General features: G+C 66.5%; 24 protein-coding genes. 17 read left to right on the forward strand and 7 right to left on the reverse strand.

Annotated features, from left to right (window positions below):
- Positions 1 to 15: 15 nt before the first annotated feature.
- The 4 genes from BMX78_RS08880 (at position 16) to BMX78_RS23075 (ending at position 3,962) form a co-directional block, all read left to right on the forward strand.
- Positions 16 to 429, forward strand: a complete 414-nt coding sequence (locus BMX78_RS08880; RefSeq protein ID WP_091418729.1) for a hypothetical protein — start codon at positions 16 to 18, stop codon at positions 427 to 429.
- Positions 430 to 439: 10 nt separating this feature from the next.
- Positions 440 to 985 (forward strand): hypothetical protein, encoded by a 546-nt coding sequence (locus BMX78_RS08885; protein ID WP_091418730.1) that lies wholly within the window; start codon positions 440 to 442, stop codon positions 983 to 985.
- A gap of 25 nt (positions 986 to 1,010) precedes the next feature.
- Positions 1,011 to 3,653, forward strand: a complete 2,643-nt coding sequence (gene hrpB, locus BMX78_RS08890) for an ATP-dependent helicase HrpB (RefSeq protein ID WP_091418732.1) — start codon at positions 1,011 to 1,013, stop codon at positions 3,651 to 3,653.
- Between the two features lie 153 nt (positions 3,654 to 3,806).
- Entirely contained in the window at positions 3,807 to 3,962 is a 156-nt protein-coding gene (locus BMX78_RS23075) for a hypothetical protein (protein WP_170850751.1), read from the forward strand.
- A 52-nt stretch (positions 3,963 to 4,014) separates the two neighbouring features.
- On the opposite strand, the gene BMX78_RS08895 is transcribed toward BMX78_RS23075, so the two are convergent.
- A complete protein-coding gene (locus BMX78_RS08895; RefSeq protein WP_091418734.1) occupies positions 4,015 to 4,695 on the reverse strand; it encodes an alpha/beta hydrolase family protein in 681 nt (226 codons plus the stop codon).
- Between the two features lie 69 nt (positions 4,696 to 4,764).
- Here BMX78_RS08895 and ligD point away from each other — a divergent pair, with 69 nt between their 5' ends.
- Complete coding sequence (ligD, locus tag BMX78_RS08900) at positions 4,765 to 5,787, forward strand: non-homologous end-joining DNA ligase (protein WP_091418923.1); 1,023 nt, start codon at positions 4,765 to 4,767, stop codon at positions 5,785 to 5,787.
- A gap of 4 nt (positions 5,788 to 5,791) precedes the next feature.
- On the opposite strand, the gene BMX78_RS08905 is transcribed toward ligD, so the two are convergent.
- Entirely contained in the window at positions 5,792 to 6,412 is a 621-nt protein-coding gene (locus BMX78_RS08905; protein WP_091418736.1) for an L-threonylcarbamoyladenylate synthase, read from the reverse strand.
- 115 nt (positions 6,413 to 6,527) lie between these two features.
- On the opposite strand from BMX78_RS08905, the gene BMX78_RS08910 reads away from it, so the two are divergent.
- The 8 genes from BMX78_RS08910 (at position 6,528) to BMX78_RS08945 (ending at position 13,374) form a co-directional block, all read left to right on the forward strand.
- Positions 6,528 to 8,471, forward strand: coding sequence for a DUF4118 domain-containing protein (locus tag BMX78_RS08910; RefSeq protein ID WP_286138881.1), 1,944 nt, complete (start codon positions 6,528 to 6,530; stop codon positions 8,469 to 8,471).
- Positions 8,472 to 8,554: 83 nt separating this feature from the next.
- Positions 8,555 to 9,253, forward strand: a complete 699-nt coding sequence (locus BMX78_RS08915) for a response regulator (protein WP_091418925.1) — start codon at positions 8,555 to 8,557, stop codon at positions 9,251 to 9,253.
- 106 nt (positions 9,254 to 9,359) lie between these two features.
- Entirely contained in the window at positions 9,360 to 9,791 is a 432-nt protein-coding gene (locus BMX78_RS08920; protein WP_091418740.1) for a VOC family protein, read from the forward strand.
- 69 nt (positions 9,792 to 9,860) lie between these two features.
- Complete coding sequence (locus BMX78_RS08925; RefSeq protein WP_091418741.1) at positions 9,861 to 10,547, forward strand: hypothetical protein; 687 nt, start codon at positions 9,861 to 9,863, stop codon at positions 10,545 to 10,547.
- 17 nt (positions 10,548 to 10,564) lie between these two features.
- Complete coding sequence (locus BMX78_RS08930; protein ID WP_091418743.1) at positions 10,565 to 11,074, forward strand: HAD domain-containing protein; 510 nt, start codon at positions 10,565 to 10,567, stop codon at positions 11,072 to 11,074.
- Positions 11,075 to 11,225: 151 nt separating this feature from the next.
- Positions 11,226 to 12,533 (forward strand): inorganic phosphate transporter, encoded by a 1,308-nt coding sequence (locus BMX78_RS08935; protein WP_091418745.1) that lies wholly within the window; start codon positions 11,226 to 11,228, stop codon positions 12,531 to 12,533.
- A complete protein-coding gene (locus tag BMX78_RS08940; protein WP_091418747.1) occupies positions 12,530 to 12,751 on the forward strand; it encodes a hypothetical protein in 222 nt (73 codons plus the stop codon). Before BMX78_RS08935 ends, BMX78_RS08940 begins: the two co-directional genes overlap by 4 nt.
- A 59-nt stretch (positions 12,752 to 12,810) precedes the next feature.
- Positions 12,811 to 13,374: a dihydrofolate reductase family protein gene (locus BMX78_RS08945; RefSeq protein WP_091418749.1), complete on the forward strand. Its 564-nt coding sequence runs from the start codon at positions 12,811 to 12,813 to the stop codon at positions 13,372 to 13,374.
- Positions 13,375 to 13,524: 150 nt separating this feature from the next.
- Here the strand turns inward: BMX78_RS08945 and BMX78_RS08950 are convergent, their stop codons facing one another.
- Positions 13,525 to 14,001, reverse strand: a complete 477-nt coding sequence (locus BMX78_RS08950; RefSeq protein WP_091418751.1) for a hotdog fold thioesterase — start codon at positions 13,999 to 14,001, stop codon at positions 13,525 to 13,527.
- Between the two features lie 193 nt (positions 14,002 to 14,194).
- Between BMX78_RS08950 and polA the strand changes: the two genes are divergently transcribed.
- From polA to rpsA, 3 genes are all read left to right on the forward strand, one after another.
- The gene (gene polA / locus BMX78_RS08955) at positions 14,195 to 16,879 is read left to right on the forward strand and encodes a DNA polymerase I (protein WP_091418927.1); all 2,685 of its coding nucleotides are present in this window, start codon (positions 14,195 to 14,197) and stop codon (positions 16,877 to 16,879) included.
- Between the two features lie 138 nt (positions 16,880 to 17,017).
- Positions 17,018 to 18,307 (forward strand): GNAT family N-acetyltransferase, encoded by a 1,290-nt coding sequence (locus BMX78_RS08960; protein ID WP_091418929.1) that lies wholly within the window; start codon positions 17,018 to 17,020, stop codon positions 18,305 to 18,307.
- Between the two features lie 214 nt (positions 18,308 to 18,521).
- Positions 18,522 to 19,997 carry a 30S ribosomal protein S1 gene (rpsA, locus tag BMX78_RS08965; RefSeq protein WP_050055365.1) on the forward strand — a complete coding sequence of 492 codons (1,476 nt, stop codon included), beginning with the start codon at positions 18,522 to 18,524 and terminating at the stop codon, positions 19,995 to 19,997.
- Between the two features lie 193 nt (positions 19,998 to 20,190).
- On the opposite strand, the gene BMX78_RS08970 is transcribed toward rpsA, so the two are convergent.
- The 4 genes from BMX78_RS08970 to BMX78_RS08985 are packed head-to-tail and all read right to left on the reverse strand — an operon-like array spanning position 20,191 to position 23,623.
- On the reverse strand, positions 20,191 to 20,694 hold the full coding sequence (locus tag BMX78_RS08970) for a GNAT family N-acetyltransferase (RefSeq protein WP_091418752.1): 504 nt from the start codon (positions 20,692 to 20,694) through the stop codon (positions 20,191 to 20,193).
- Positions 20,678 to 21,379, reverse strand: a complete 702-nt coding sequence (locus BMX78_RS08975) for an IMPACT family protein (RefSeq protein WP_091418754.1) — start codon at positions 21,377 to 21,379, stop codon at positions 20,678 to 20,680. Before BMX78_RS08975 ends, BMX78_RS08970 begins: the two co-directional genes overlap by 17 nt.
- Before the next feature lie 40 nt (positions 21,380 to 21,419).
- Positions 21,420 to 22,688 carry an ABC transporter permease gene (locus BMX78_RS08980; RefSeq protein ID WP_091418755.1) on the reverse strand — a complete coding sequence of 423 codons (1,269 nt, stop codon included), beginning with the start codon at positions 22,686 to 22,688 and terminating at the stop codon, positions 21,420 to 21,422.
- A 2-nt stretch (positions 22,689 to 22,690) separates the two neighbouring features.
- Positions 22,691 to 23,623: an ABC transporter ATP-binding protein gene (locus BMX78_RS08985; RefSeq protein WP_091418756.1), complete on the reverse strand. Its 933-nt coding sequence runs from the start codon at positions 23,621 to 23,623 to the stop codon at positions 22,691 to 22,693.
- Positions 23,624 to 23,671: 48 nt separating this feature from the next.
- Between BMX78_RS08985 and coaE the strand changes: the two genes are divergently transcribed.
- A complete protein-coding gene (coaE, locus tag BMX78_RS08990; RefSeq protein ID WP_091418757.1) occupies positions 23,672 to 24,892 on the forward strand; it encodes a dephospho-CoA kinase in 1,221 nt (406 codons plus the stop codon).
- The last annotated feature ends 99 nt before the right edge of the window (positions 24,893 to 24,991 follow it).

Raw genomic sequence — 24,991 nt, forward strand, 5'->3', positions numbered from 1 at the left:
AGACAGGAAGAGGCCATGGGTACAGTTTTCGCCGCCGCTTCGGCATTGGTGGTTGCCGCAGCCGGTGCAGCCGCGGCCCTCAGCGCTCCCTTTGGTGCTGCCGGCCACGGGGGCCAGTATCTTGCAGGACACGTGCTCCTCGGGCTGGGCCTCGGGCAGTCGATCGCCATCCTGCTGCGCGTGGCGGTCAAGCGGCTGCTCGCACGGCGGGCCGCCGCCAGTGTTGCTGAGGCTCCTGTATACACGGCGCCGGTCAGTGTCCTGCCGGCCCGGCCGGCGGCGCTGGCCCCGGCAGCAATCGCCCACACATCCGCTTTCCCAACACCGGATTCCCATGCAACCGCTGCCCGTGAATCGATGGCTCCAGTAAGTGTGCTTCCGGCGCGGCCTGCGGCGATGGTTCCGCTGCGGGGCCGGCATGCCGCCTGAGGCTCCGGTATTGGCCACGGGCAGTGATGGCCGTTCCGGCCGAAAAAACTCCTGGCTGTGGCGTGCAGCCGCTGCACTGGCTGGTGCCGCCTGCCTTGCCGTGGTTCTGTATAACGCCGCACCGCTCCTGCGGCCCCGGGATTCTGATGCCGGGACACTTCGGGGCCTGCAGGTCAGGGTCCTGAACATCAGCCAGGCGGCGGCAGAGAACAGGATGGACGGCGCCCTCGCCGCACTTGAGGCCCTGGAGAAGGACTTGAACGATGCCGCCGGCCAGGGCCTGATTTCCTTGTCCCGTTACCGCGGAATCGAAGCCGCCGTGGAGGACGTGCGGGCGGACATCAATGGCCAGCTTGCGGCAGCGTCGGCTTCCGCACCAGTAGTCCCGGCTCCGGCATTATCCGAGCCGACTACACCGGCTGAGCCTGCGGAACCGGCACCCCAAACCCAGCCCGAACAGCCGGCCTTGGTTCCGGCACCGGCTCCGGTCCAGCCGCAACCGGTGGTGCCGGGTCCGGCCAAGGAGTCAAAGGGCAAAGGCAAGGGGAAACCCTAGCCCCGGTTCCGGGCACAATGGACGAATGACTTCTTCGGGCAGGCAGCAGCAGCCGTTGGCGGCCAAACCCTTTGATCTTGGGACCATTGGTGTCGGTTTGGCCTTTGCGGAATCGTTGCCTGCCCTCACCCGGGCGCTCGGTGGCGGGGCAGGACCGGCGGCAGTTGTACAGGCGCCGCCCGGGACCGGCAAGACCACGCTCGTCCCGCCGCTCCTGGCAAACCTCGTGGCACACGGCAGCGGACGCATTGTGGTCACCCAGCCCCGCCGCGTTGCTGCCCGGGCGGCCGCCAGGCGCCTCACTGTGCTGGACGGCAGCGCTCTGGGCGGCCGCGTTGGCTACTCCGTGCGCGGCGAGCGGAAGGCAAGCCAGGGAACCATCGTCGAATTCGTCACGCCCGGAATCCTGTTGCGCCGCTTGCTGGCCGACCCCGGCCTCGAAGGCACGGCAGCGGTGGTCCTCGACGAGGTCCACGAACGCGGGATGGAAACGGACCTGCTGGTGGGCATGCTCGCCGAGGTCCGGGAGCTGCGGGGCGACCTGACCGTCGTCGCCATGTCCGCGACCCTGGACGCTCCGCGGTTTGCTGCACTTTTTTCCAACAGCGGCGGCAGTGCTGACGACGACGGGGCGCCGGCTCCCGTAGTGGACTGCGCCTCAGTGCTTCACACCCTTCACAACGACTGGCGGCCCGCGCCCGGGCCACGGCTGGACGGCAGGGGAGTGACGCCCGCCTTCCTGGAGCACGTGGCCCGGACGGCCGCGGAGGAGTTCACCCGGGTTCTTAGGGGCGACACCTCCAGTGACGCGCTCGTTTTCCTCCCCGGCGCGAGGGAGGTTTCGCGGGTCGCGGCCGACCTTCGGCGGCAGCTGGGCAGCACCGTTGACGTCCTGGAACTCCATGGCCAAGTGACAGCCGCTGAACAGGATCTGGCGGTTTCCGGGCGGTTGCCCGGCGGCAAGGCACGGATGATTGTCTCAACCGACCTGGCCGAGTCCTCCCTTACGGTTCCCGGTGTCCGGCTGGTCATTGACTCCGGCCTGACCCGCGAGCAGCGCCGCGACGCCGGGCGGGGCATGAGCGGGCTGGTCACGGTTTCCTGCTCCCGGGCCTCGGCCGATCAACGGGCTGGACGTGCTGCCCGCCAGGGACCGGGGCGCGTGGTGCGCTGCTACGACCAGCAGGCCTATGGCGCAGCCCCTGCCCACGTCACGCCGGAAATCAGGGTGGCGGACCTCACCGGCGCCGCGCTGCTGCTCTCTGCCTGGGGTTCTCCCCGCGGCGAAGGCCTCGCGCTGCCGGACCAGCCGCCGGGGCAGGCCATGGACGACGCGATGGAGGTGCTCCGCGAACTGGGCGCCGTGGCGCCTGACGGCTCCATCACCGGCGCGGGTCGGCTTCTTGCCAGCATCCCTGCCGATCCGCGGCTGGGACGGGCGCTGCTGGACGGAGCGGCCGCCGTCGGGCAGCTGGCCGCCGCGGAGGCAGTGGCTCTGGTCTCGGCTGACCACCGGGCTCCGGGCGCAGACCTCACCCGCCTCCTGTCCCAGCTCCGTGATGAAAAGGGCGCAGCTGCCCGGCGCTGGGCGGAGGACACCCGCCGGCTTGCCGCCCTGGCGCAGCGCGGTGCGCTCTCCGCTTCGCCCGTCCTGCCATCGCCGGTGACCGGCAGCGCAGTGGTGGGAGCCGTCGTCGCCCTTGCCTTCCCCGACCGGGTGGCACGCCGCGTGGACGGCGACCCGCCCAACCGCTACCTCCTGTCCTCCGGAACCCGCGCCGGGCTGCCCGCCGGCAGTTCCCCGTCCGGCCACGAATGGCTTGCCGTGGCGGAAGTAACCCGTGCCGACGGCAGGGATGCCGCCGGCACGGGCGCCGTGATCCGCTCCGCCGCACCGCTGACCCCTGACCTCGCCGAAGCCGCGGCCGGGCACCTCCTGACGGACGCCGTCGAAGCGCAATTTGTGGGCGGCCGCGTGTCCGCCCGGAAAGTCTGGCGCCTCGGGGCGATCGTCCTGTCGTCCACCCCTGTCCGGCCGTCACGGGCCGAGGGGAGCGCCGCCGTCGCGAGGGCCTTGAAAAAGGAAGGACTCGGCGCCCTGGAATGGTCGACGGCGGCAGAGGCGCTCCGCCGCCGGCTCGCCTTCCTGCACCACGGACTGGATGGTTCCTGGCCGGATGTCTCGGACCAGGCCCTGTTGGTGCGGCTCGAGGAGTGGCTGGGCCCGGAGCTGGAAGCCCTCGCCGGCGGAGCAGCCGCACGTTCGGTTGACCTGGCCGGCCCGCTCCGGCGGCTGCTGCCCTGGCCGGAGGCCGCACGACTGGATGACCTCGCGCCGGAATGGCTCGAGGTGCCCAGCGGGTCGCGGATCAGGATCGGGTACCCGGAGGCTGCGGATCACACGGGCCGCCCGGTGGTGGCCGTCAAGCTGCAGGAATGCTTCGGGTGGGCAGAGACACCCCGGCTCCTGGGCGGCCGCGTGCCGGTCCTGTTCCACCTGCTGTCGCCCGCGCGGCGCCCCCTGGCCGTGACCGACGATCTCACGTCCTTCTGGTCGGGCCCCTACGCCCAGGTCCGGGCTGAAATGCGCGGGCGCTACCCCAGGCACCCCTGGCCCGAGGATCCCTGGGCGGCCACCGCCACCGCACGCGTCAAACCCCGTCATTAGCTGCATTCCGGGCACGCCTTGCAGCCTGGTCCTGGCCCTGTGAGAACTAAGATACACACCCGAAACGTCCCGTCGATGGGCTGAAACATGCTCCGGTTAGGCTCGTTCCTACCTGGACAGAGTGGTCCACATCAGACATGGAAGGACGTAAAGATGTTTCTCTTGAACAGCCTTAACCTTTTGCTCGACGGCCGCCGCTTCGAGGACGGCCGGTCCCAAAACGGCGCCGGCGGAACCAGCGAGTTCCCCGAAGGCCGCCTCACCTCCGCCGCCTGGGAAGGCTGGTGGCACGAGGACGCAGCCGCGTAGCACCTCTGCGGCGGCCTGAGGGCAGTTTCACCACTGCTAAATCAGGACAGCATTATGGGGACTTGTCCTTGATGAACGCTGCCACCGGCCCGGCCAGGGAGGCGCCCACCTCAGCGGCGGGGCGCCTGGTGCCGGCGACAGCGAACGAGTGGTCGCCGCCCTCCACCCACTGAAGGACAGCATTGGGGCCGATGCGCGACACCACGTCGGCCAGGAGTTCCGGAGTGGCGAATGTGTCCCGGCTGCCCTGCAGGAACAGCATGGGAGCGGACAGCCCGTACAGATGTTCGTCCCGCAGCTTCTCGGGCTTGCCCGGCGGATGCAGGGGATACCCCAGGTAGACGAGCCCGGCAGCGTCCATACCATCCGCCACAGCCATGGACGCCATCCGGCCGCCAAAGGATTTACCGGCCGCCCAGAGCGGGCCCGTGTCCTGATGCTTCCCTGCCTGCTCGGCAGCGATAGCCATGGCAGCACGCCATGCCGCGATGGCCACAGGCGGGCGGTCCGGAAACTTCCTTCCGGCTTCGCGGTAGGGAAAATTGAAGCGCAGCGTCGCCACGCCCAGCCCGTTCAGTGCCGCCGTGAACCCCGTGAGGAACGGATGCTCCATCCCGGCGCCGGCGCCGTGGGCAACCACCAACGTGGCGGAAGGATTGTCAGGGCGGGCATAAGCTGCGGTGACGGTCACGTCGCCCACCGTGATGGTCAGGGGAACTTCCGGGGATGGCATCCCTCCATCATGCCGGACCGGGAGGCGGAAATCTGTCCGGTTTCCGGAGCCGGGGTGTACGTTGTCCCCATGGCGAGCGAACAGACCACCATTATGGTTCCGGGCCCCGACGGCGGCCGTGAGATGCGCATTTCCAGCCCCAACCGCGTCCTTTGGCCGGACCTGGGGCTCACCAAACTGGACCTGGCACGTTACATCTGCGACGTGGGAGAAGCCTTCATCGCGGCCAACGGGGACCGGCCGGTGGCCCTTCAAAGGTACTCGGACAACGTCAATGGCGAGATGTTCTTCTCAAAGAACCCGCCCAAGGGGACGCCGGACTTCATCCGGACGCAGAAGGTGGTTTTTCCCAGCGCCCGCACGCATCCGATGCTGATCCTGGATGAGCCCGCTGCTGCCGTGTGGGCTGTCCAGATGAACACGGTGGTCTTCCATCCGTGGCCCTCACGCAGCGCTGACACCGACAACCCGGACCAGCTGCGCATCGACCTGGATCCGCAGCCGGGCACCGACTTTGGGGATGCCGTCCCCGCGGCGCTGGTGATGAAGGAGGTCCTGGCCGAGGCCGGGCTGACCTGCTTCATCAAGACCTCCGGCAACCGCGGGCTGCACGTCTACGCCCCCATCGAGCCCACGCGGGAGTTCCTCGACGTGCGGCATGCCGTCATTGCCGCCGCCCGTGAAGTGGAGCGGCGGATGCCGGAGCAGGTCACTACCGCGTGGTGGAAGGAAGAACGGGGGAAGCGGGTATTCCTGGACTTCAACCAGGCCAACCGCGACCGGACCATCGCCGGCGCCTACAGCCCGCGTGCGCTGCCGCATGCTTCGGTCTCCTGCCCGATCACCTGGGACGAGCTGGAGACTGCCGACCCGAAGGACTTCACCATCCTGACCGTGCCGGACCGGCTCAAAACAGTGGGCGACCCGTGGGCGGACATGCACAGCACATCGGGCACCATCGACACGCTTCTAAAGTGGTGGGAGCGGGACCTTAAGGCCGGCCTCGAGGAGATGCCATTCCCGCCGGACTACCCCAAAATGCCCGGCGAGTCGCCCCGGGTGCAGCCCAGCCGCGCACGAAAGCAGGACTGACGGACTATTCGAAGCGTGCCGGGTCTCCGGTACCGCGCCGGACCACCTCAGCCACTCCGCTGGAGAAATCCACTACGGTGGTGGGCTCCGCCCCGCAGTCGCCGGCATCGATCACCGCGTCCACCAGGTGGTCCAGGCGCTCCTTGATCTCCCAGCCCTGGGTCAGCGGGTCATCCTCGTCCGGCAGCAGCAGCGTGCTGGAGAGCAGGGGCTCACCGAGTTCTGCCAGCAGCGCCTGCACCACCCTGTTGTCGGGGATCCTGACCCCTACCGTCTTCTTTTTGGGGTGCAGGAGCCGCCGCGGAACCTCTTTTGTGGCAGGCAGGATAAAGGTGTAGCTTCCGGGGGTCACGGATTTGATGCTGCGGAAGACGTCGTTGCCTATGTTCACGAACTGCCCCAGCTGGGCGAAATCCTTGCAGACCAGGGTGAAATGGTGCTTGTCGTCCAGGCTGCGGATGCTCCTGATCCGGTCCAGGGCGTCCTTGTTGCCCAGCTGGGCGCCCAACGCATAGCAGGAGTCTGTGGGATAGGCGATCAGTCCGCCGTCGAGCACCATGCGTACTGCCTGGGCAATGGCACGGGGCTGCGGATCCTGCGGATGAACGTCAAAGTATCTGGCCATGTACCCGAGCCTACGTTCCCGCGCCGCGCCGCCGCACCATTGAAGCGCCCGCCGCATGTGATGCGGGCGGAGCGCACGGCAGGCGGGGGCCGGACTGGGTGGCAGAATGTGGCTCATGGCTATGGAACGGATCGTCGTGGGCCTCCAGGGCGACGACGACGGGGAACTCCTGGTGCGCCGCGCCGCGAGGCTTCTCCACCGGGGCGTTGGCGGCGAACTGCTCGCCGTCCATGTGCGCACCCCGGCCGGGACCCGGGCGGAGTCCCCGCAGGCACTCGAAGCCCAGCGCCGCCTGGTCGCAGACGTCGGCGGCAGCTATCACACGGTATCGGCCTCCGACGCCGCCGCCGCCCTCGTGGAGTTCGCCCGCTCGGCAGCGGCCTCCCACATCCTGGTAGGCCAGTCCCGCCGCCGCAGGATCACGGCCCCCTTCAGCCTGGGCGTGGACACCAAAGTGGTGCGGGAGGCGGCGGACATTGACGTCCAGGTGGTGCCACTGGTCCGGTACTCCGGCGGCCGGGGGAGGCGGCCGGAACTGGGCCGGGCGCGGACGGGGTTCGGGTTTGCCCTCGCCGCGGTTCTTCCGCCTTTGTTGCAGCTCCTCCTGGCCATGTTCGATCACAGTGTGGCCACCGCGGTGCTGATTCAGCTCACCGGCGCCGTGGCCGTAGCACTGGTGGGCGGATTGTGGCCGGCGGTTTCGGGTGCCCTCTGGAGCAGCCTGCTGGTGAACTACTTTTCCACTCCGCCCCTCGGCGACCTCGCCATTCACGACCCCCAGGACCTGCTCTCACTGGCGGTATTTGTCGGCGTTTCGGTGGCGGTGGCCGGCGTGGTGGATGGATCTGCCCGGCGTTCCAAGGAAGCGTCCCGGGCACAGGCCGAAGCCGCCACCCTGGGTGATCTTGCCTTGGGCGCGTCCCGGTCCGAGGACACCCTCCACGGCCTGCTCGCTGAAGCCCTCGATGCCTTCGGTGCCTCCGGGGCCGCCGTCGTCAGCAACCTCCCGGCCGCCGGGCATCGGGATCCGAAGGGTCAGGGAACAGGGCGCACGCCGCTCCTGCTGGCGGGAGCCGGTGATATTTCCGGCTGGCAGGACGGAGCCCGGGACCTCCGCGGCCTTCCGGGCGCCACTACCGTCCAGGTGGACCCGGTGACGTGGCTGGTCCTGTTCGGCAGGGAGGTGCCGCCGGCGGGGCGGAGGCTGCTCGGCGCCTTCGCGGTGCATGTCAAAGCCCAACTGGAGCGCCGGCAGTTGGAGTCCAGCCGGCACGAGATCCTGCGCCTTGCAGAAGGCAACACCATGCGCACGGCCATCCTGCAGGCCGTCTCCCACGACCTGCGTACCCCGCTGGCCGGAATCAAGCTCGCGGCCGGCGGGCTCCTGCAAAATGGTGTTGCCTATACGCCGGCTGAGCAGCGGGAGCTGCTGGAGACCATTGACGCGTGCAGTGACCGGCTCGATTCTCTGGTGGGGAACCTGCTGGACATGTCCCGGATCACCGCCCGTTCGGTGGAGCCGCTGCTGGGCCCGGTGAGGTGGAGCGAGGCAATTGATGCGGCGTTGCGCGGGCTTCCGGACGGTGCCGTTGCGGTGGCGCTGCCGGCCAACCTGCCGCCGGTGGAAGCGGACCGCGGGCTGCTGGAACGGGTCATTGCCAACATCCTTGAGAACGCACTCAAACATGCCCCGGGCTCGGGAGTGTCGGTGACCACGACGGCGGACGGGCTGGGCGGTGTGACTCCTGAGGGACACCCGTGCGGCGAACTGCGCATCGTCGATCATGGTCCCGGCGTCCCCGAGCGGAAGGTGCTGGACATGTTCAGGCCGTTCCAGCGGGTTGATGACCTGCCCCAGGCCAGCGGCCTGGGCCTGGGACTGGCCGTCGCCCAGGGCTTCGTCCAGGCCATGCGGGGAACCCTGAGCGCCGAGGGGACCCCAGGGGGAGGGCTGACGATGATCATCCGGTTGCCGCTCTCCACTGGAAGCCCCGGTGGCGCCGGCAGTATTGCCGCGAATGCGGACATTGTTCCGGGCAGCGGGACGGTGCTGACGTGACCGGACAATCCCAGGCAGGACCAGGACACCAGAAGGAAGGGCCGCAAAAGGCCGGACTCCAGAAGGCCGTCCGGCATGAGCCCATCGTTCAGGAGGCCGCGCCGCAGGGTGCGAAAATCCTCGTGGTGGATGACGACCCCCACCTGCTGAAGGCGCTGCGCATCACCCTGGCGGCGCATGGCTATGACGTTGCTGTCGCGGAGGACGGCGCGTCTGCCCTCGCCGCTGCCGGCCGGAACGTTCCGGATGTTGTGGTCCTGGACCTCGGACTGCCGGACATGGACGGCGCAGAGGTCCTAGGCAATCTTCGCCGGTGGAGTTCCGTCCCGGTGCTGGTCCTGTCGGCGCGGCACGGCTCATCGGACAAGGTGGGAGCCCTGGACGCCGGTGCCGACGACTACATCACCAAGCCGTTCGGACTGGACGAGCTCCTGGCACGGCTTCGGGCCCTCATGCGGCGGATTCCGGGTCCGGAGTCAGCCCCCGTGGTGGCATCGTCCGGATTTTCAGTGGACCTCGTCCACCGGCAGGTGCTTCGCGACGGAACCGCTGTGCGGCTCACGCCCACTGAGTGGAACATCCTCGAAATCCTGGTGCGGAATCCGAAAAGCCTCGTCACGCAGCAGCAACTGCTGGCGCACGCCTGGGGGCCTGCCTACCAGAAGGAAGCCAACTATCTGCGGGTTTACATGGCGCAGCTGCGCAGGAAACTCGAAGCCGACCCCGGCAATCCCCGCCACCTGCTGACCGAACCCGGAATCGGATACCGCTTCGTTCCCTAGAATTCGGCCAAACGGCGCTGTCCTGCCCCTACCCAGAGGCCTGCCTGGTGGGGCAGGATGTTGTCTGGTTCCATTCCTTTCAGTTCAAACTCAAGGAGATCCAGCTATGCCCACCACACTCAACCCCTACCTCAGCTTCCGCGACAACGCACGGGAGGCCATGAACTTCTACCAGTCGGTTTTCGGCGGTGAGCTGACACTCAGCACCTTTGGAGAGTTTCAAGCCAGCGAGGACCCGGCTGAGGCCGAAAAGATCATGCACGGGATGCTGACCACCACCCAGGGCCTGGTGCTGATGGGTGCCGACACCCCGAACAGCATGCAGTTCAGTTCGGGCTCGTCCATCTCCATCTCCCTCAGCGGTGAAGATGAGACCGAACTGCGTGGTTACTACGACAAGCTCAGCGGCGGGGGCGGCACCGTGACAGTTCCCATGGAGCAGGCTCCCTGGGGTGACATTTTCGGCATGTGCACCGACAAGTACGGGGTGTCCTGGCTGGTGAACGTCAACAACCAGCAGGCAGCTGGGGCCTCGTAACCTGGCGGCCGGGCAGGGCCCGGCCGTGTTTCCTTGAGGAGGGACGCCACGCAGTGCGACGATGGACGCGTGGAGTTCCTCCTTGATTTTCTTTCGGATAAGTGGTGGCTTGTTTTCCCCATGAGCGCCCTCGCCGGCCACTGGGCAAATACGTGGCGGAAGGCCGGTGACCGGCGCCACCAGCGGAAAGTGGAGCTGTATAAGCTCCGGAACCAGGCGTATGCGGCGGAGAAAGCCTCCGTGGCTGACGTCGAATCGCTGATGGCCGCCCATGATGCCACCAACAAACGCTGGCTGGAGTACGAGCTCGATGTGGGCAAGCTCATCGATTTTCCACTGATGACCGATGTCCGTGAGCCGCTGACCGTGGCGTTCCTGCGCGCCAAACGGGAAGCCGACGGCCTCAGGCCCTCATCCCCGACGGAAATGACTGCTCCTTCCCGCGTGGAGGCGTACCGGAAGGCCGTTGACGGTTTCAGTGTGGCCCTGGACGTCGCCGAGCGGGAGGCCAGGCGCCTCAGGGACAGCAAGTTCACGGGGCCGGAACGTGAGCGGCTGGCCACTGCCCGGCAGCTGCTGAAGATCGCCGGGGACCAGGCGGCAACCCCGGCTGAACGGCAGGCCGCATACAAGCGGGCGCGCCGTGAACTGGACGGGCTCATTGTGCTGCCGGACGTCACCCTGGCGGCGCTGGAGGAAAAGATCTCGCCCATGCTCGAGCCCGGCGTGCAGCCCTCGGACCCGCAGCACCGCTGAGATCCCGGAGAGGAACAATGGCCCTCCGCACGTTGTACCTCGACGTCGACGGCGTCCTCTGTCCGTTTGGTGCGGCAGGGAGCAACGGGTGGGGAACGGCGTGGCGGTATGCAGATGCGGGCCTCCTGCCGGTGGCCTTCGCGCCCGAACTCGTGGCCGGACTGAACAGCTTGGCGGCGACGGCGGAACTCCGGTGCGTCTGGCTGACCAGCTGGGAGGAGCTCGCGCCCCAATACCTCTGTCCGGCGATTGGCCTGGACGGCGCCCGGTGGCCGCACCTGACGGCCGAGGGAGCGGGAAGCGGTCCCGGCTGGTGGAAGCTCGATGCCATCCAGGACGATGTGGAACGGACATCGCCCGACGCCGTCGCCTGGGTGGACGACCAGCTCGCCTACGAGGCCGAAGCCCAGGCCTGGGCCCGGATTATGGGCCATCGGCTGCTGGTTGTCTCGCCGGATCCCAGGCAGGGGATTTCGCCGTCGGAACTGGAAGCGGTGCGCTCCTTCCTCAGGCAACCGTTGTTTTGACCTCCTGCCCCGGACGCGTACGATCGATAAGGTTTCACGCCGGCTGAGTTAACGCCGCAGGTCATTCCAAGCGAACAGCTGGTGAATTATGCTGTGCAAGGCAGCCGGGGAAAGAAACTGCTGAACGTCGACTCTGCAGATTGGGCAACAGGTGGATATCACCTTCATGGTGGCGCTGGTCATCGCACTGGCACTATTTTTCGACTTCACGAACGGTTTCCACGACACCGCGAATGCCATGGCCACCCCCATCGCAACCGGTGCGATCAAGCCGAAGACAGCCGTGACCCTCGCAGCGATCCTGAACCTGGTGGGAGCCTTCCTGTCCACAGAGGTAGCGAAAACGGTCTCCGGCGGAATCATCCGTGAAGGCTCCGATGGCGTGCAGATCACGCCGGACATCATCTTCGCGGGCCTGATGGGGGCCATCCTGTGGAACATGATCACCTGGCTGAAGGGCCTGCCGTCCAGTTCATCCCATGCGCTGTTTGGCGGCCTGATCGGCGCGGCCATCGCCGGCATCGGGTTCAACTCCATCAATCTTGAGACCCTGCTGCAGAAAGTGATCCTGCCGGCAATCTTTGCTCCGGTCATCGCAGGAGTTGTTGCCTACGTCTGCACCCGCCTGGCCTACGCATTGACGGCCCGCCAGGATCCCGAAACGGGGTCCAAGCTGACGCAGAAGCGCGGTGGCTTCCGGACGGGCCAGATCTTCACCTCCAGCCTGGTGGCCCTGGCCCATGGCACGAATGATGCCCAGAAGACGATGGGTATCATCACGCTGGTGCTCATTGCCGCCGGCACCCAGACTCCCGGCTCGGGCCCCCAGGTCTGGGTGATCGCAGCCTGCGCCCTTGCCATCGCCATCGGCACCTACGCCGGCGGTTGGCGCATCATCCGGACCATGGGTTCGGGCCTCACTGAGGTCAAGCCCGCGCAGGGCTTCGCCGCAGAAACCAGCACCGCTTCGGCCATCCTCGCGTCCTCGCACCTCGGTTTCGCCCTTTCCACCACGCAGGTTGCGTCCGGCTCCGTGATCGGCTCCGGCATGGGCCGCCGGGGAACCACGGTGCGCTGGAACATGGTAGGCAAGATCGCCCTGGGCTGGCTGTTTACCCTTCCTGCTGCCGGGATCGTGGGCGCGCTCACAGCGCTGCTCGTCAAGACCGGGGTGGTGGGCGTCCTGATTGCCGCCATCGCCGGCACGGCAGCGGTGCTCTTTATGTTCTTCTACTCACGGAAGTCCGCTGTGGGCCACCACAACGCCGTCGAGGTTGAGGAAGCCGGCCAGGCCGTCCGCTTCGCGAAGAAGAAGGCAATGGCCCGTGCCCGTGCAGATGCCAAGGCGAAGGCCAAAGCGAAGGCCAAGTTGAAGGCCGAGGCGGAAGCTTCGACCCCTACAGAATCTCCGGCTGAGGCAGAGGCCGAAGCCACCACAACGAAGGATGCCCAGCGATGAAGTGGTTGGAACTGCTGACGGTGGCCGGTGCCACCCTGGCGGCCGCAGTAACTGTGGTGGTGCTCTACTCGCTCGGCGTTCGGCTCACCGCCATTGCCGGCGACGCCCAGCAGGCCTCGCCGGGCTTCAAAAGGTCCCTTGCCTACGCGTGCTTTGGCCTGTGCGGGCTTGCTGTGCTCTTCGGGCTCTACCTGATCATTCCCTACTTCTCCCGGTAGCGTCAGGGACCCGCCCGCCAGCCATTGGCCAGTACGGGGCCGCTCGCTAGGCTTGTGGCATGTCACGGATCCAGTATTTTGTAGCCGCGTCCCTTGATGGATTCATTGCCACTCCCGCCGACGACCTTGGCTGGCTCCTGCAGTTCGACGGCTTCGAAGGCGGCATGGAAAGCTACGAGGCCTTTATGGCGGGCGTGGGCTGCATCGTTATGGGCGGCGGCACCTACGCCTGGCTCATGAAGCACGAGTCGGGCAACTGGCCGTACCCGGGCACACCCTGCTACGTCTTCACCCGGCATGAGCACACAGCACCTGCGGGCGCGGACATCACGTTCGTTCGCGGGGACGTCAGCGAGTTCATGGCGGATTTCACGGCGGACGCCGGAAGCCGGAACATCTGGCTGGTGGGCGGCGGAGACCTCGCTGCCCAGTTTGCCGAGGCCGGCCTGCTGGATGAACTCATCCTCTCGGTGATCCCTGTAGTGCTGGGTAATGGCAAGCGCCTCTTGCCGTTGGCAGGCCCCACGGCGCCGCTTGAATTGACTGGATCCCGCGCCATGGGGAGCGGCATCATTGAGCTGCGGTACCTGCTCAACGGCAACGGCAAGGCAGACGGCCGCTAGGACGCGCCGCCCCTTACGTCCGTCTTGCGTCACGCAGGGCATGGTTTTCGGGCCTGCCCGACGGCGGGACCGCACCGTTTAGCGTTAGTGGCACCGGAGGCCGGCCAAAGGCTGCCCTGCGTGACGCCGTCGTGCCTCCCGGCGCCAGGCCTAACCCTGCGCGGGGCCGGCGTTGTCCCGGATCATGTTGGTGATACGGGCCGTGGACACCCGCCGGCCCTGCTCATCCGTCATAACGATCTCGTGCGTGGCAAGCGTCCGGCCCAGGTGGATCGCTGTACAGGTACCGGTCACCGTGCCGCCCGAGATGGAACGGTGGTGGGTGGCACTGACCTCGATGCCAACCGCATGGCGGCCGGGGCCTGCGTGCATAGCAGCCGAAAACGATCCGAGGGTCTCCGCCAACACCACGTGCGCGCCGCCGTGAAGTATTCCGGCCACCTGGGTGTTGCCCTCCACCGGCATGGTGGCCACTGTCCGCTCAGGGCCCATCTCGAGAAAATGGATGCCCATTTTCACCACCAGTGCGCCAATCCCGAATTGGCCAAGCCAGCGGTGCAGGTGCTCCGGGACTCCAGCGGCAGCAAGCTCCCCCGCGTAGGGGCCGGGCGTGAAATTGTCCATCATGGCAACTAGGCTGGCACCTGTGAGTGAAACAACCAAACCGGCCCCCTTCCCGTCCAACGTCCGCCAGGACCACAACGCCCCGCAGGGCTCAACCGCCCTCCAGGACATTGCCATTAAGGACGATGCAGTTCAGGAGAAGGACCCGGCAGAGGCCGGCGGATCGGTGTCAGCAACTGCCGTCCCCGTGGTTCCCATGACGGGCCAGCCGCGGCTGCTGGTGCTGGACGGGCACTCCATGGCTTTCCGCGCCTTCTTTGCCCTGCCCGCGGACAAGTTCTCCACCGCCAACGGGCAGCACACCAACGCTATCCACGGCTTCACGTCCATGCTGATCAACCTGATCAAGGAACAGCAGCCCACGCACATCGCCGTTGCCTTCGACGTCTCGGATGAGACCACCCACCGCAAGGCCGACTACAGCGACTACAAGGGCGGCCGCAACGAGACGCCCCGCGAGATGAACAACCAGATCGACCTCATCGGCCAGGTCATGGAGGCCTGGGGCATCAAGACGATCAAGATGCCCGGCTACGAGGCAGACGACATCCTGGCAACCCTTGCCGCCATGGGCGACCAGGCCGGCTTCGAAGTCCTGCTGGTTACCGGCGACCGGGACGCCTTCCAGCTGATCACGGACAACGTGTTCGTCCTCTATCCGAAGAAGGGCGTCAGCGACATCCCCAAAATGGATGCCGCCGCCATTGAGGCGAAGTACTTCGTCAGCCCGGCCCGCTACTCCGATCTAGCGGCGCTGGTGGGGGAGACGGCGGACAACCTTCCGGGCGTGCCCGGCGTGGGACCCAAGACCGCCGCCAAGTGGATCAACCTCTACGGCGGGCTCGAAGGCGTACTGGAAAACCTCGATTCCATCGGCGGGAAGGTGGGAGACGCCCTGCGCGAGAACGTTGAGTCCGTCAAGCGCAACCGCCGGCTGAACCGGCTCCACGATGATCTGGAACTTCCCGTCACCCTGGATGACCTGTACCAGCCGCGCCCCGACCAGGCAGCCCTTGAGGATCTGTTCGACCAGCTCGAATTCAAAGCGATCCGCGGCCGCCTCTTCGCCCTCTATGGCGACGACGACACCCCCGCCCCCGAGCGCGCCAGCATCGAAACGCCTGACTTCATCACGCCGTCGGGCGCTGCGGAACTGACCGCTTTCCTGGCGGCGGGCGCCGGCCAGCGGTCCGCCCTCGCCGTGGACCTGGTTCCCGGAAGGATCGGCGAGGACGCCGCCGGGCTGGCCATCGTCCGCGACGGCGGCGCCGCCTACATCGACCTCGCCGGCCAGGACGCCGACGCCGAAAACGTCCTTGCCGGCTGGCTGCGCGACCCCGAAGCGCCCAAAGTGATGCACGGGTTCAAGGCCGCGCTCAAAGCACTGTCCTCACGGGGCCTCGAGCTCGAAGGCGTCGTGGACGATACCTCCATCTCCGGCTACCTCATCGAGCCGGACCGGCGCACCTACGAGCTCGCCGAACTCGCCCAGCACCACCTCAACGTCGGCATCCCGGCCGCCACCGCCAAGGCGGGCCAGCTGGAGCTGTCCTTCGACGGCGACGACGAGGCCGCCGCCGGTGCGCTGGTGCAGGCCGCCGCCGTCGTCCTTGAACTGAGCAGATTCTTTGAGGCAGAACTGAAGGAGCGCCGCGCGGAGGAACTGCTTTCCACGCTCGAACTCCCGGTCAGCCGTGTGCTGGCCGATATGGAGCTGGCGGGCATCGGGATCGATATGGCCCGGATGGACGAGCAGATTGCAGACCTTGCCAGGGTCATCGACAACGCCCAGGAGCAGGCGTTCGCGGCGATCGGCCACGAGGTAAACCTCGGCTCGCCCAAGCAGCTGCAGACCGTGCTGTTCGAGGAACTCCAGCTGCCCAAGACCAAAAAGATCAAGTCCGGCTACACCACCGATGCCGCCTCCCTGAAAAACCTCCTGGAGAAAACCGGCCACGAGTTCCTGGTCCAGCTCATGGCCCACCGGGAGGCCGCCAAGCTGCGGCAGATGCTGGAGTCGTTGAAGAAGTCGGTGGCCGAGGACGGCCGGATCCACACCACCTACGCCCAAAACGTCGCGGCAACGGGGCGGATCTCGTCCAACAACCCCAACCTTCAGAACATCCCCATCCGCAGCGAGGAAGGCCGCCGTGTCCGCGGGATCTTTGTGGTCAGCGACGGCTACGAGTGCCTGCTCTCCGCGGATTACTCCCAGATCGAGATGCGCATCATGGCCCATCTCTCCGGCGATGCGGGCCTGATCCAGGCGTACAAGGACGGTGAGGACCTGCACCGGTTCGTGGGCTCGAACATCTTCCACGTGCCCACGGAGGAAGTCACCAGCGCCATGCGCTCCAAGGTCAAGGCCATGTCCTACGGCCTGGCCTATGGGCTGACCTCGTTCGGCCTGTCCAAGCAGCTGGAGATTTCGGTGGACGAGGCCCGCACCCTGATGAAGGACTACTTCGACCGGTTCGGTGCGGTCCGCGACTACCTGCGGGGCGTGGTGGACCAGGCCCGCGTGGACGGCTACACGGCAACCATCGAGGGGCGCCGCCGGTACCTGCCCGACCTCACCAGCACTGACCGCCAGCTCCGCGAAAATGCCGAACGGATCGCGCTGAACAGCCCCATCCAGGGCTCGGCCGCGGACATCATCAAACGGGCCATGCTTGGCGTGCATGCGGAACTCCAGTCGCAGGGCCTGAAGTCCAGGATGCTGCTGCAGGTCCACGACGAACTGGTCCTGGAAGTGGCCGCGGGGGAGCGGGAAGCGGTGGAGAAGCTGGTCACCGATCAGATGGCCGCCGCCGCGGACCTCAGCGTTCCGCTCGAGGTCCAGATCGGTGTTGGCCCCAGCTGGTACGACGCCGGGCACTAGAAGTCCCGCCGACCGGTGGCGCAGGAATACCGCGGATCTTCCTGCGCCACCGGCGGCCGCCAGCGCAACTGCCTGCGGACGCGTGTCGCTGCTGGCGGCCCCGGGGCGTTATTGGCTAGGCTCGGGCGGGTGGCTGAACTGAGCGGTAACTACGAGATCCGGCGCTTCCCTGCGGTATCCGAGGGCAAGGACGGCTATGCGGAAGCATCCACCTGGCTCCGGGCCGTGGCCTTCGGGTTCCACGAATCCACCCGTACACCGGAACACGTGGCGAGGTCCCTGGCCACCTACGAAGCCGACGGCCGGGTCCTGACCGGGGCCTACCAGACCGGAGAAGTGGCGCAATCGTCGCTGCCGGCGGACGTTCCGGTGGCCACCTTTGCCACCTTTCGGAAAAGCCTCAACATCGGCTTCGGCCGCATGCTCGAAAGCCAGCTCGTCACGGCAGTGACCGTCCGTACCTCGCACCGGCGGCGCGGCCTGCTGCGCCGGATGATGAGTGAGGACCTGCGCCTGGCCAAGGAGGACGGCGTTGCGATGGCCGCCCTGACCGCCTCGGAAGGAACCATCTACGGCCGCTTCGGGTACGGCGTGGCCAGCTTCGAACGCAACGTCCACGTGGACACCACGGCCCGGTTCAGCGTGCGGCACCAGCCGGTGGGCAGTGTTGAGATCGCAGATCCCAAGGTACTGCTGGAACTTGCGCCGGAAATCTTCACTCGCGTCCATCGGCTCACGCCCGGCTCCATCAGCCGCCAGGACTGGTACCGGCAGCTGGCATCGGGGTCCCTCGGCAGGGATGGCAAGGAGGATCCTGCCATTAAGGTGGCCCTGCACTATTCAGCTGACGGAATTCCCGACGGCTACGTGTCCTACAAATTCCTGGGCTGGGAGACCGAGCCCTACACTGTGGAAGTGGTGGACCTCGTGGCCGCCGGAAACAGTGCCTACCTCGAACTCTGGCAGTTCCTCGGCGCCATCGACCTCGTGGAACGGGTCTCCTGGGCCGAAGCGCCCATGGATGACCCGCTGGCCTGGGCACTGACCGACCCCCGTTGCATCGATTCCCCGGACAGCCGGGACATGCTGTGGCTTCGCATCCTGGACACCGTCCAGGCGCTGGAAGCCAGGCACTACCCGGCAGACGGCCGCCTGGTCCTCGAAGTCAACGACCCCCTCGGCCTCACGGCGGGAACGTTCGCCTTCGACGCCGCCGGCGGCCAGGCCGCCGTCGAACGCCTCCCGGAAGGTGCCGCGGCCGACCTGTCCCTGGACATCTCCGCCCTGTCCTCGATCTACCTGGGCGCCGTCTGTCCGGTCACCCTGACGGCGGCGGGACGGATAGGGGAGAACACGCCCGGCTCGGCGCTGAAGGCCCGGCAGATGTTCGCCGTTGAGCGGTCCATGCACTGCCTGACACACTTCTGACTCCACTCTGGACACAGAAACGGCCGCTTTTGACCCGTGTTGCGGGCAGCGACTAGAATAAACGGGCGTGTGTTACGTGTGCATCGCTTAGGTTCGCATTTGAACGCCACGCAATCAGGATGACCCGGCAATCCGCCGCGCTCCGCCTCCAGGTCAGTACCCGGAAGTGGTGGTCACCTGACCGACTAACTATCCACAACGGAGCCCCTACTACATGACCATCACCTCCACCGAGAAGCCCGGTACCCCCGTAGTCGCCATTAACGACATCGGTACCGCTGAGGACTTCCTCGCAGCAGTCGACGCGACCATCAAGTACTTCAACGACGGAGATCTCGTCGAAGGTACCGTCGTCAAGGTCGACCGCGACGAAGTTCTGCTCGACATCGGTTACAAGACCGAAGGTGTCATCCCCTCCCGCGAGCTTTCCATCAAGCACGACGTTGATCCCGGAGACGTTGTCTCCGTTGGCGATCAGGTCGAAGCCCTGGTGCTCACCAAGGAAGACAAAGAAGGCCGCCTGATCCTCTCCAAGAAGCGCGCTCAGTACGAGCGTGCCTGGGGCGACATCGAGAAGGTCAAGGAAGAAGACGGTGTTGTCACCGGTACCGTCATCGAGGTCGTCAAGGGTGGTCTTATCCTCGACATCGGCCTGCGCGGCTTCCTGCCCGCATCCCTCGTCGAGATGCGCCGTGTGCGCGACCTGGCTCCGTACATCGGCCAGCAGATCGAAGCCAAGATCATCGAGCTGGACAAGAACCGCAACAACGTGGTCCTGTCCCGCCGTGCATGGCTCGAGCAGACCCAGTCCGAGGTCCGCTCCACGTTCCTCAACAAGCTGGAAAAGGGCCAGGTCCGTCCCGGCGTCGTTTCCTCCATCGTCAACTTCGGTGCCTTCGTGGACCTGGGCGGCGTAGACGGTCTCGTCCACGTTTCCGAGCTGTCCTGGAAGCACATCGACCACCCGTCCGAGGTTGTCGAAGTTGGCCAGGAAGTCACCGTCGAGGTTCTCGAAGTCGACCTGGACCGCGAGCGTGTTTCCCTGTCGCTCAAGGCTACGCAGGAAGACCCGTGGCAGACCTTCGCCCGCACCCACGCCCTTGGCCAGGTTGTTCCGGGTAAGGTCACCAAGCTCGTTCCGTTCGGTGCGTTCGTTCGCGTCGAAGACGGCATCGAAGGCCTGGTCCACATCTCCGAGCTGGCTGTCCGCCACGTGGAGCTGGCAGAGCAGGTTGTCTCCGTTGGCGATGAACTGTTCGTCAAGGTCATCGACATCGACCTCGAGCGCCGCCGCATCTCGCTGTCCCTCAAGCAGGCCAACGAGGGCGTCGACGCCGACAGCACCGAATTCGATCCGGCTCTGTACGGCATGGCCGCAGAGTACGACGAAGAGGGCAACTACAAGTACCCCGAGGGCTTCGACCCCGAGTCCAACGAATGGCTCGAGGGCTACGAAGCACAGCGCGCCGCCTGGGAGCAGCAGTACGCTGACGCCCAGACCCGCTGGGAAGCACACAAGAAGCAGGTTGCCCAGCATGCTGCCGACGACGCTGCAGCTGCAACGTCCGGTGACAGCGATTCCGGCACCACCAGCTACTCCTCCGAGCCTGCTGCCACCGACACCGGTGCCGGCACCCTGGCTTCGGACGAGGCTCTTGCTGCTCTCCGCGAGAAGCTGACCGGCAACTAATTGCCACCGGCCCTTTCCGGGCTGTAAACAACAGACCCCCTGCCTTCGGGCAGGGGGTCTGTTGTTTTAACCAGTTTCTTCGCCGGCATATGCAACCCAAATGCGTAACTTTTGCTTGTCGCGGCTGTGGTGGCACCTGCCGTTATGGGGTTCGCCGCCAGGCCGGGCGAATAAATTCGGTCGGCCCGTTTCCCTAGAGCACGACGACGGCGCGTACTGTTCCGTCGTCGTCCGGAGTCAGCGTTGCCCCCGCCGCCGCCAGGAGACGCTGCGCGCCAACGTTTCCGGCCAGGGTGCGGGCGGTCACTTCCGCCAAACCCGCCCGGCGCGCTTCGGCCAGGACCAGGCGGAGTGCTGCACTTCCGATGCCACGGGACCGGAAGCTCCTGCCGAGCCAGATCCCCGTTTCCGCGCTTTTGCGGCCGTTGCCGGTATCCAAGCGTTTAAGCCGGATGGAACCGGCGGGGCTGCCGCCGGCGAGGATTGCCCAGGTCTTTTCGCCGGCTTCCCCGTCCAGGCCCTGTGTGGCGGCCCGGTGGTAGCTGAAGAACCATGCTGTCCTTTCCAGGTTCCAGCCCGGTCCGCCCAGCGGGGGAGCCACCTCGTCCGGGGAGGCGTCGCGCTTGGCCAGGTCCAAGAGTTGGTCCAAGACCACTTCGTCCACGTCCGCCAGGGACACGTCAGGAGAGCGGGACATCCACCCACTCCGTTCCCTCCGGGATGAGGATGGCGCTGCCGGCGGTCAACAATTGCAGGCGTTCCGCGGCGCCGGCGATGGTTCCTGCGTCATCCGGAACGGCCACGCGCAGGACCGTGTGCCGGGCCGCGTAGCTTGTTTCGGCCATCACAAAGCCGGCGGCGCGGAGGTCGTTTTCCAGCCGGCCGGCAGCAGTGTGCGGCACCTCGGCTGCGCAGATCCGCAGCCGGCTCCGGCGCACCATGGGCACCAGCGACAGCGCCGAGGAAACCGACTCCGAGTATGCGCGGACCAGGCCGCCCGCCCCCAGCAGCACTCCGCCGAAGTAGCGTACGACGACGGCACTGACGTCGCTGAGGTCGGCCACCCCGGGTGCCGTTTCCCTTTTGGCCAGCGCCTCAAGCATGGGGATGCCTGCCGTCCCCGACGGCTCTCCGTCGTCATTGGAACGTTGGATATCCCGGTCCGGGCCAATAATGAAGGCCGAGCAGTGGTGCCGGGCATCGTGGAATTCGCGGCGGAGGCCGGCCACCAGGTCCCGTGCTGCTTCTTCTGTGGCGGCCCGGCGCAGGACAGTGATGAACCGGGACCGTTTGATCTCGATCTCGTGGCGGAAATCCGGGCCCGGAGCCAGTGTGGTGTAGGCCGCAGCCCTGCTCAGCCCGGTATCCACTGCTTCTGCCACCGCCCCAGTCTAGTCCCGGGCGCGGGCCGGTCAGCCGGGGTTACGAGCCAGCCATTTCACGGCGGCCGCGCCGGAGCGTCTTCGTCAGGGACAGCTTGCCGGTGTACTGGATGGAGCCGTAACGGAACAGGTGGACGGAAAAACGCAGCATCAGGATTCCGACGATGAACAGTTCGGCGATGACTATGACCGACTCGACTGGACCCAAGGTGCCAAAACCGTTGCGGAGCATCGCGGTGACCGGAGCCGACAACGGAAAGTATGTGAAGGCCTGGACGATGGGGGAGGTGGGGTCGCTCAGGATCAGGCTGATCGCGTAGAACGGCACAAAGATCAGGGCCATCAGCGGGCCGAAGACCACGCCGGCTTCCTTGGCGTTGGGCATCACAGCGCCGATGGCGCCCAGCACGGCCGTGAACAGCAGGAAGCCGCCCAACAGCAGCAGGGCTCCCACCAGCAGCGGTCCGGGTTCGAAGACCACATCGGAGAGGTCCACATCGGGCAGGGAGAGCCGGTCCCGGAAGAACACAAAGCCGATGATGATGGGCGCCAGGAACACCGAAATCTGCACGAGCCCCACCAGGAGCAGGGAGATGATCTTGCCCATGATGAGTGTGGTCGGGTTCAGGGTGGTGAGGATCATCTCCGTGACCCGGTTTTCCTTCTCCTCAAGGGTGCTGTTCAGCATCTGGTTGGAGAGCAGGATGACCATGACATAGAAGAGGACCAGGAACATCAGCGGCGGGACGGCAGCGCCAAAGCCTCCCGACGCCGCGCCGCCCCGGTAGGTCTCGGTATCCACCCGGACGTTCCCGCTTGCGGCCGCTGTGAGCTGTGGCGAGCCGATGTCCGCCTGCGCGGCGACCATCAGCAGTTGCTTTGCCACGGCTTCGTACGTTCCGTTGGCGAACACGCCGCGATCCGCGCCGTAGACCTTTACCGACTCCGCGGCAGGGTCGGCGGGATAGGCGAAGTACGCGTCAACCCGGCCTGACTTCACGTCCGCCACGGCCTGGGCCGGATCTGCCGCCCTGGCTCCACCTGCCGCCTGCGCCGCCGCTTCGGGGATGATGCCCGAGCCGTCCGTGTACACAAACGCCAGGGCGGCGTTCTTCTGGGCGTCGGCGCTGGCGCTGGTGGAGCTGTTGCTGACGAAAATCAGGGCGAAGACGATGGCCGTGACCAGGGGAATGGCGAGTGTGGCGATCCAGAAGCGCGGTTTCTTGGTGGTCCGGAAGAACTCAAAGCCCACCACGGTGCCAAGGTTGTGCCAGCGGAGCGGGGAACGTTGTGCAGGTGCTGTGCCCATGGTCAGGCCTCCACGGTCTGGTGCTGTTCACCGTAAACCCGGATGAAGATCTCTTCCAGGGAAACGCGGGCAGTGGTGAAGCTGGTGATGGCGGTGCCGCTGGTGACGAGCTCCCGCAGTACGGCGGCCTGGTCTGCGCCCGGGCGCGGAGCGAGTTCAGCGTACCCGCCGGTGTTCCGCACCACGTCGTACAGGGCCGACCGCGGCAGGACGCCGTCGTACCCCACGCGGTAGACCGTGCCGCCGAACTGTTCCTGCACATCGGTCACCGTGCCGTAGGCGCGCGACGTTCCGTCCTTAAGCAGGATCACCCGGTCGCAGAGCCGTTCCACTTCCTCCATTTGGTGCGTCACCATAATGACGGTGGCGCCGGCGAGCTTCTGTTCTTCGATGATGTCCATCAGCAGCCGCCGGTTCACGGGGTCGAAACCCTTGGTGGGCTCATCCAGGATGAGCAGCTCGGGATCGTTCATGATGGTGACGCCGAGCTGGATCTTCTGCTGCTGCCCGCCGGAGAGTTTATCCAGGTTCGATGTTGCCTTGTCAGCGAGCTGGACGCGTTCCAGGTAGTCGAGCGACCACGCCCGCGCCTGTGCCTTGCCCAGGCCCTTGAGCCGGCCGAAGTAGACCATCACGTCCAGGACCGGTTCCTTTTTATAGAGGCCGCGTTCCTCCGGCAGGTAGCCCAGCCGTGCGCCGTCCGTCGGTTCAAAGGACTTCCCGCCAATGTGCAGGGTCCCGGCGGTGGGCTGGTAAATCCCCAGCAGAGCCCGCAGTGTGGTGGTCTTCCCCGACCCGTTGCTGCCAAGGAACCCGAAGGTCTCACCGGCGCGGACATCGAAGGACAGGTCCTTGATGACAGTATGGTCACCAAAATCCATCCGGAAATCTTCGATATGAACCAGCGGCTCCCTGGCCGCACCCCCTGCAGTCATGACTTCACCCTACCGTCCATTGCGGTGCAGTCCGTCTAGGGTGGGAGGGTGCTGAAAATCGGGTTGACAGGCGGAATCGCATCCGGGAAGTCAGTGGCCGCATCGCGTCTTAGGGAGCGGGGGGCAGTGCTGGTGGATGCTGATGCGCTGGCGAGGGAAGTCGTGGAGCCCGGCACCGAAGGCCTCGAACGCATTGTCGCCGAGTTCGGCGTCGGGATGCTCGACGGCGGCGGGCGGCTCAACCGGGCCAGGCTCGGCGAGGCGGTGTTCGGCAACCCGGAGCGCCTGGCTCTCCTGAACGGAATCGTGCACCCGCTGGTCCGGTCACGTGCGGCGGCCATCGTGGCCGCGGCGGAGGAGGGCTCAGTGGTGGTGCAGGACATTCCGCTCCTAGTGGAGACCGGGCAGGGCAGCGACTTCCACCTCGTGGTGGTGGTGGACGCACCCGAGGACGTCAGGCTGCAGCGGATGCTTGAACACCGGGGCATGACCACGGAGGCCGCCCGGTCGCGCATTGCAGCCCAGGCAACCCGGGAGGACAGGTTGGCCGCTGCCGACGTGGTCCTGCATAACTCCGGCAGCGTGCAGGGCCTCCTGGATCAGGTGGACCGGCTCTGGGACTCCCGGCTGGAGCCGTTCGCCCGGAACCTTGCCGAAGGAGTGCGCGCGAAACGGCACGGAGGACCAGTCCTGGTGCCCGCGGACCCGCTGTGGCCGCAGCAGGCGCAGCGGCTGATGGACAGGATCGCCAAGGCCCTTCCCGTGGAGCAGCGGGACGCGGCGCGGCTGGATCACATCGGGTCCACCTCGGTTCCCGGCCTGGACGCCAAGGACGTCATCGATCTGCAACTGACCGTGCCGGACATTCATGCCGCCGACGCCCTTGCTTCTGAGCTGGCGGCCGCAGGGTTCCCCGTGGTTCGCGGCATCAATGCCGACACCCCGAAAGCCAGCCACCCGCACCGGGAAGACTGGCAAAAGCGCTTCCACGCCAATGCCGACCCCGGGCGGGACGTGAACCTCCACATTCGGGCCGAAGGCTCCGCCGGCTGGCGCTTTGCCCTGTGCTTCCGGGACTGGCTCCGCGCCGAGCCGGCAGCCGCCGCGGAATACCTGGCGGTGAAGCGTACGCTGGCGGCCGCCCACTCCGGTGACCGGTCCACAGCAGGCTACGCCGAGGCAAAGGAAGAGTGGTTCAACTCGGTCGAAGAAACCCTGGAACGGTGGGCCGAAAGCTCCCGCTGGCAGCCGCCGTCGTCCGGCTCCTAGCCTGCCTGGAACCGTACCCGCCCGCCGTCGTACACGTCCTGAGGCCGGCCTGCAAACCGGCGCTTGTTCGCCCGTAACGGACTGGCCCTTCCAGTGTCG

Origin of the sequence: Arthrobacter sp. OV608, from assembly GCA_900110595.1 — a bacterium.
In the GTDB taxonomy this organism is placed as follows: domain Bacteria; phylum Actinomycetota; class Actinomycetes; order Actinomycetales; family Micrococcaceae; genus Arthrobacter.

Excerpts from the sequence above, each read along its gene's own strand:
- BMX78_RS08880 (WP_091418729.1), top strand. The coding sequence starts at position 16 with ATGGGTACAGTTTTCGCCGCCGCTTCGGCATTGGTGGTTGCCGCAGCC.
- hrpB (WP_091418732.1), top strand. The coding sequence starts at position 1,011 with ATGACTTCTTCGGGCAGGCAGCAGCAGCCGTTGGCGGCCAAACCCTTT.
- BMX78_RS23075 (WP_170850751.1), top strand. The coding sequence starts at position 3,807 with ATGTTTCTCTTGAACAGCCTTAACCTTTTGCTCGACGGCCGCCGCTTC.
- BMX78_RS08895 (WP_091418734.1), bottom strand. The coding sequence starts at position 4,695 with ATGCCATCCCCGGAAGTTCCCCTGACCATCACGGTGGGCGACGTGACC.
- ligD (WP_091418923.1), top strand. The coding sequence starts at position 4,765 with ATGGCGAGCGAACAGACCACCATTATGGTTCCGGGCCCCGACGGCGGC.
- BMX78_RS08905 (WP_091418736.1), bottom strand. The coding sequence starts at position 6,412 with ATGGCCAGATACTTTGACGTTCATCCGCAGGATCCGCAGCCCCGTGCC.
- BMX78_RS08910 (WP_286138881.1), top strand. The coding sequence starts at position 6,528 with ATGGCTATGGAACGGATCGTCGTGGGCCTCCAGGGCGACGACGACGGG.
- BMX78_RS08920 (WP_091418740.1), top strand. The coding sequence starts at position 9,360 with ATGCCCACCACACTCAACCCCTACCTCAGCTTCCGCGACAACGCACGG.
- BMX78_RS08930 (WP_091418743.1), top strand. The coding sequence starts at position 10,565 with ATGGCCCTCCGCACGTTGTACCTCGACGTCGACGGCGTCCTCTGTCCG.
- BMX78_RS08940 (WP_091418747.1), top strand. The coding sequence starts at position 12,530 with ATGAAGTGGTTGGAACTGCTGACGGTGGCCGGTGCCACCCTGGCGGCC.
- BMX78_RS08945 (WP_091418749.1), top strand. The coding sequence starts at position 12,811 with ATGTCACGGATCCAGTATTTTGTAGCCGCGTCCCTTGATGGATTCATT.
- BMX78_RS08950 (WP_091418751.1), bottom strand. The coding sequence starts at position 14,001 with ATGATGGACAATTTCACGCCCGGCCCCTACGCGGGGGAGCTTGCTGCC.
- polA (WP_091418927.1), top strand. The coding sequence starts at position 14,195 with ATGACGGGCCAGCCGCGGCTGCTGGTGCTGGACGGGCACTCCATGGCT.
- rpsA (WP_050055365.1), top strand. The coding sequence starts at position 18,522 with ATGACCATCACCTCCACCGAGAAGCCCGGTACCCCCGTAGTCGCCATT.
- BMX78_RS08970 (WP_091418752.1), bottom strand. The coding sequence starts at position 20,694 with ATGTCCCGCTCTCCTGACGTGTCCCTGGCGGACGTGGACGAAGTGGTC.
- BMX78_RS08980 (WP_091418755.1), bottom strand. The coding sequence starts at position 22,688 with ATGGGCACAGCACCTGCACAACGTTCCCCGCTCCGCTGGCACAACCTT.
- BMX78_RS08985 (WP_091418756.1), bottom strand. The coding sequence starts at position 23,623 with ATGACTGCAGGGGGTGCGGCCAGGGAGCCGCTGGTTCATATCGAAGAT.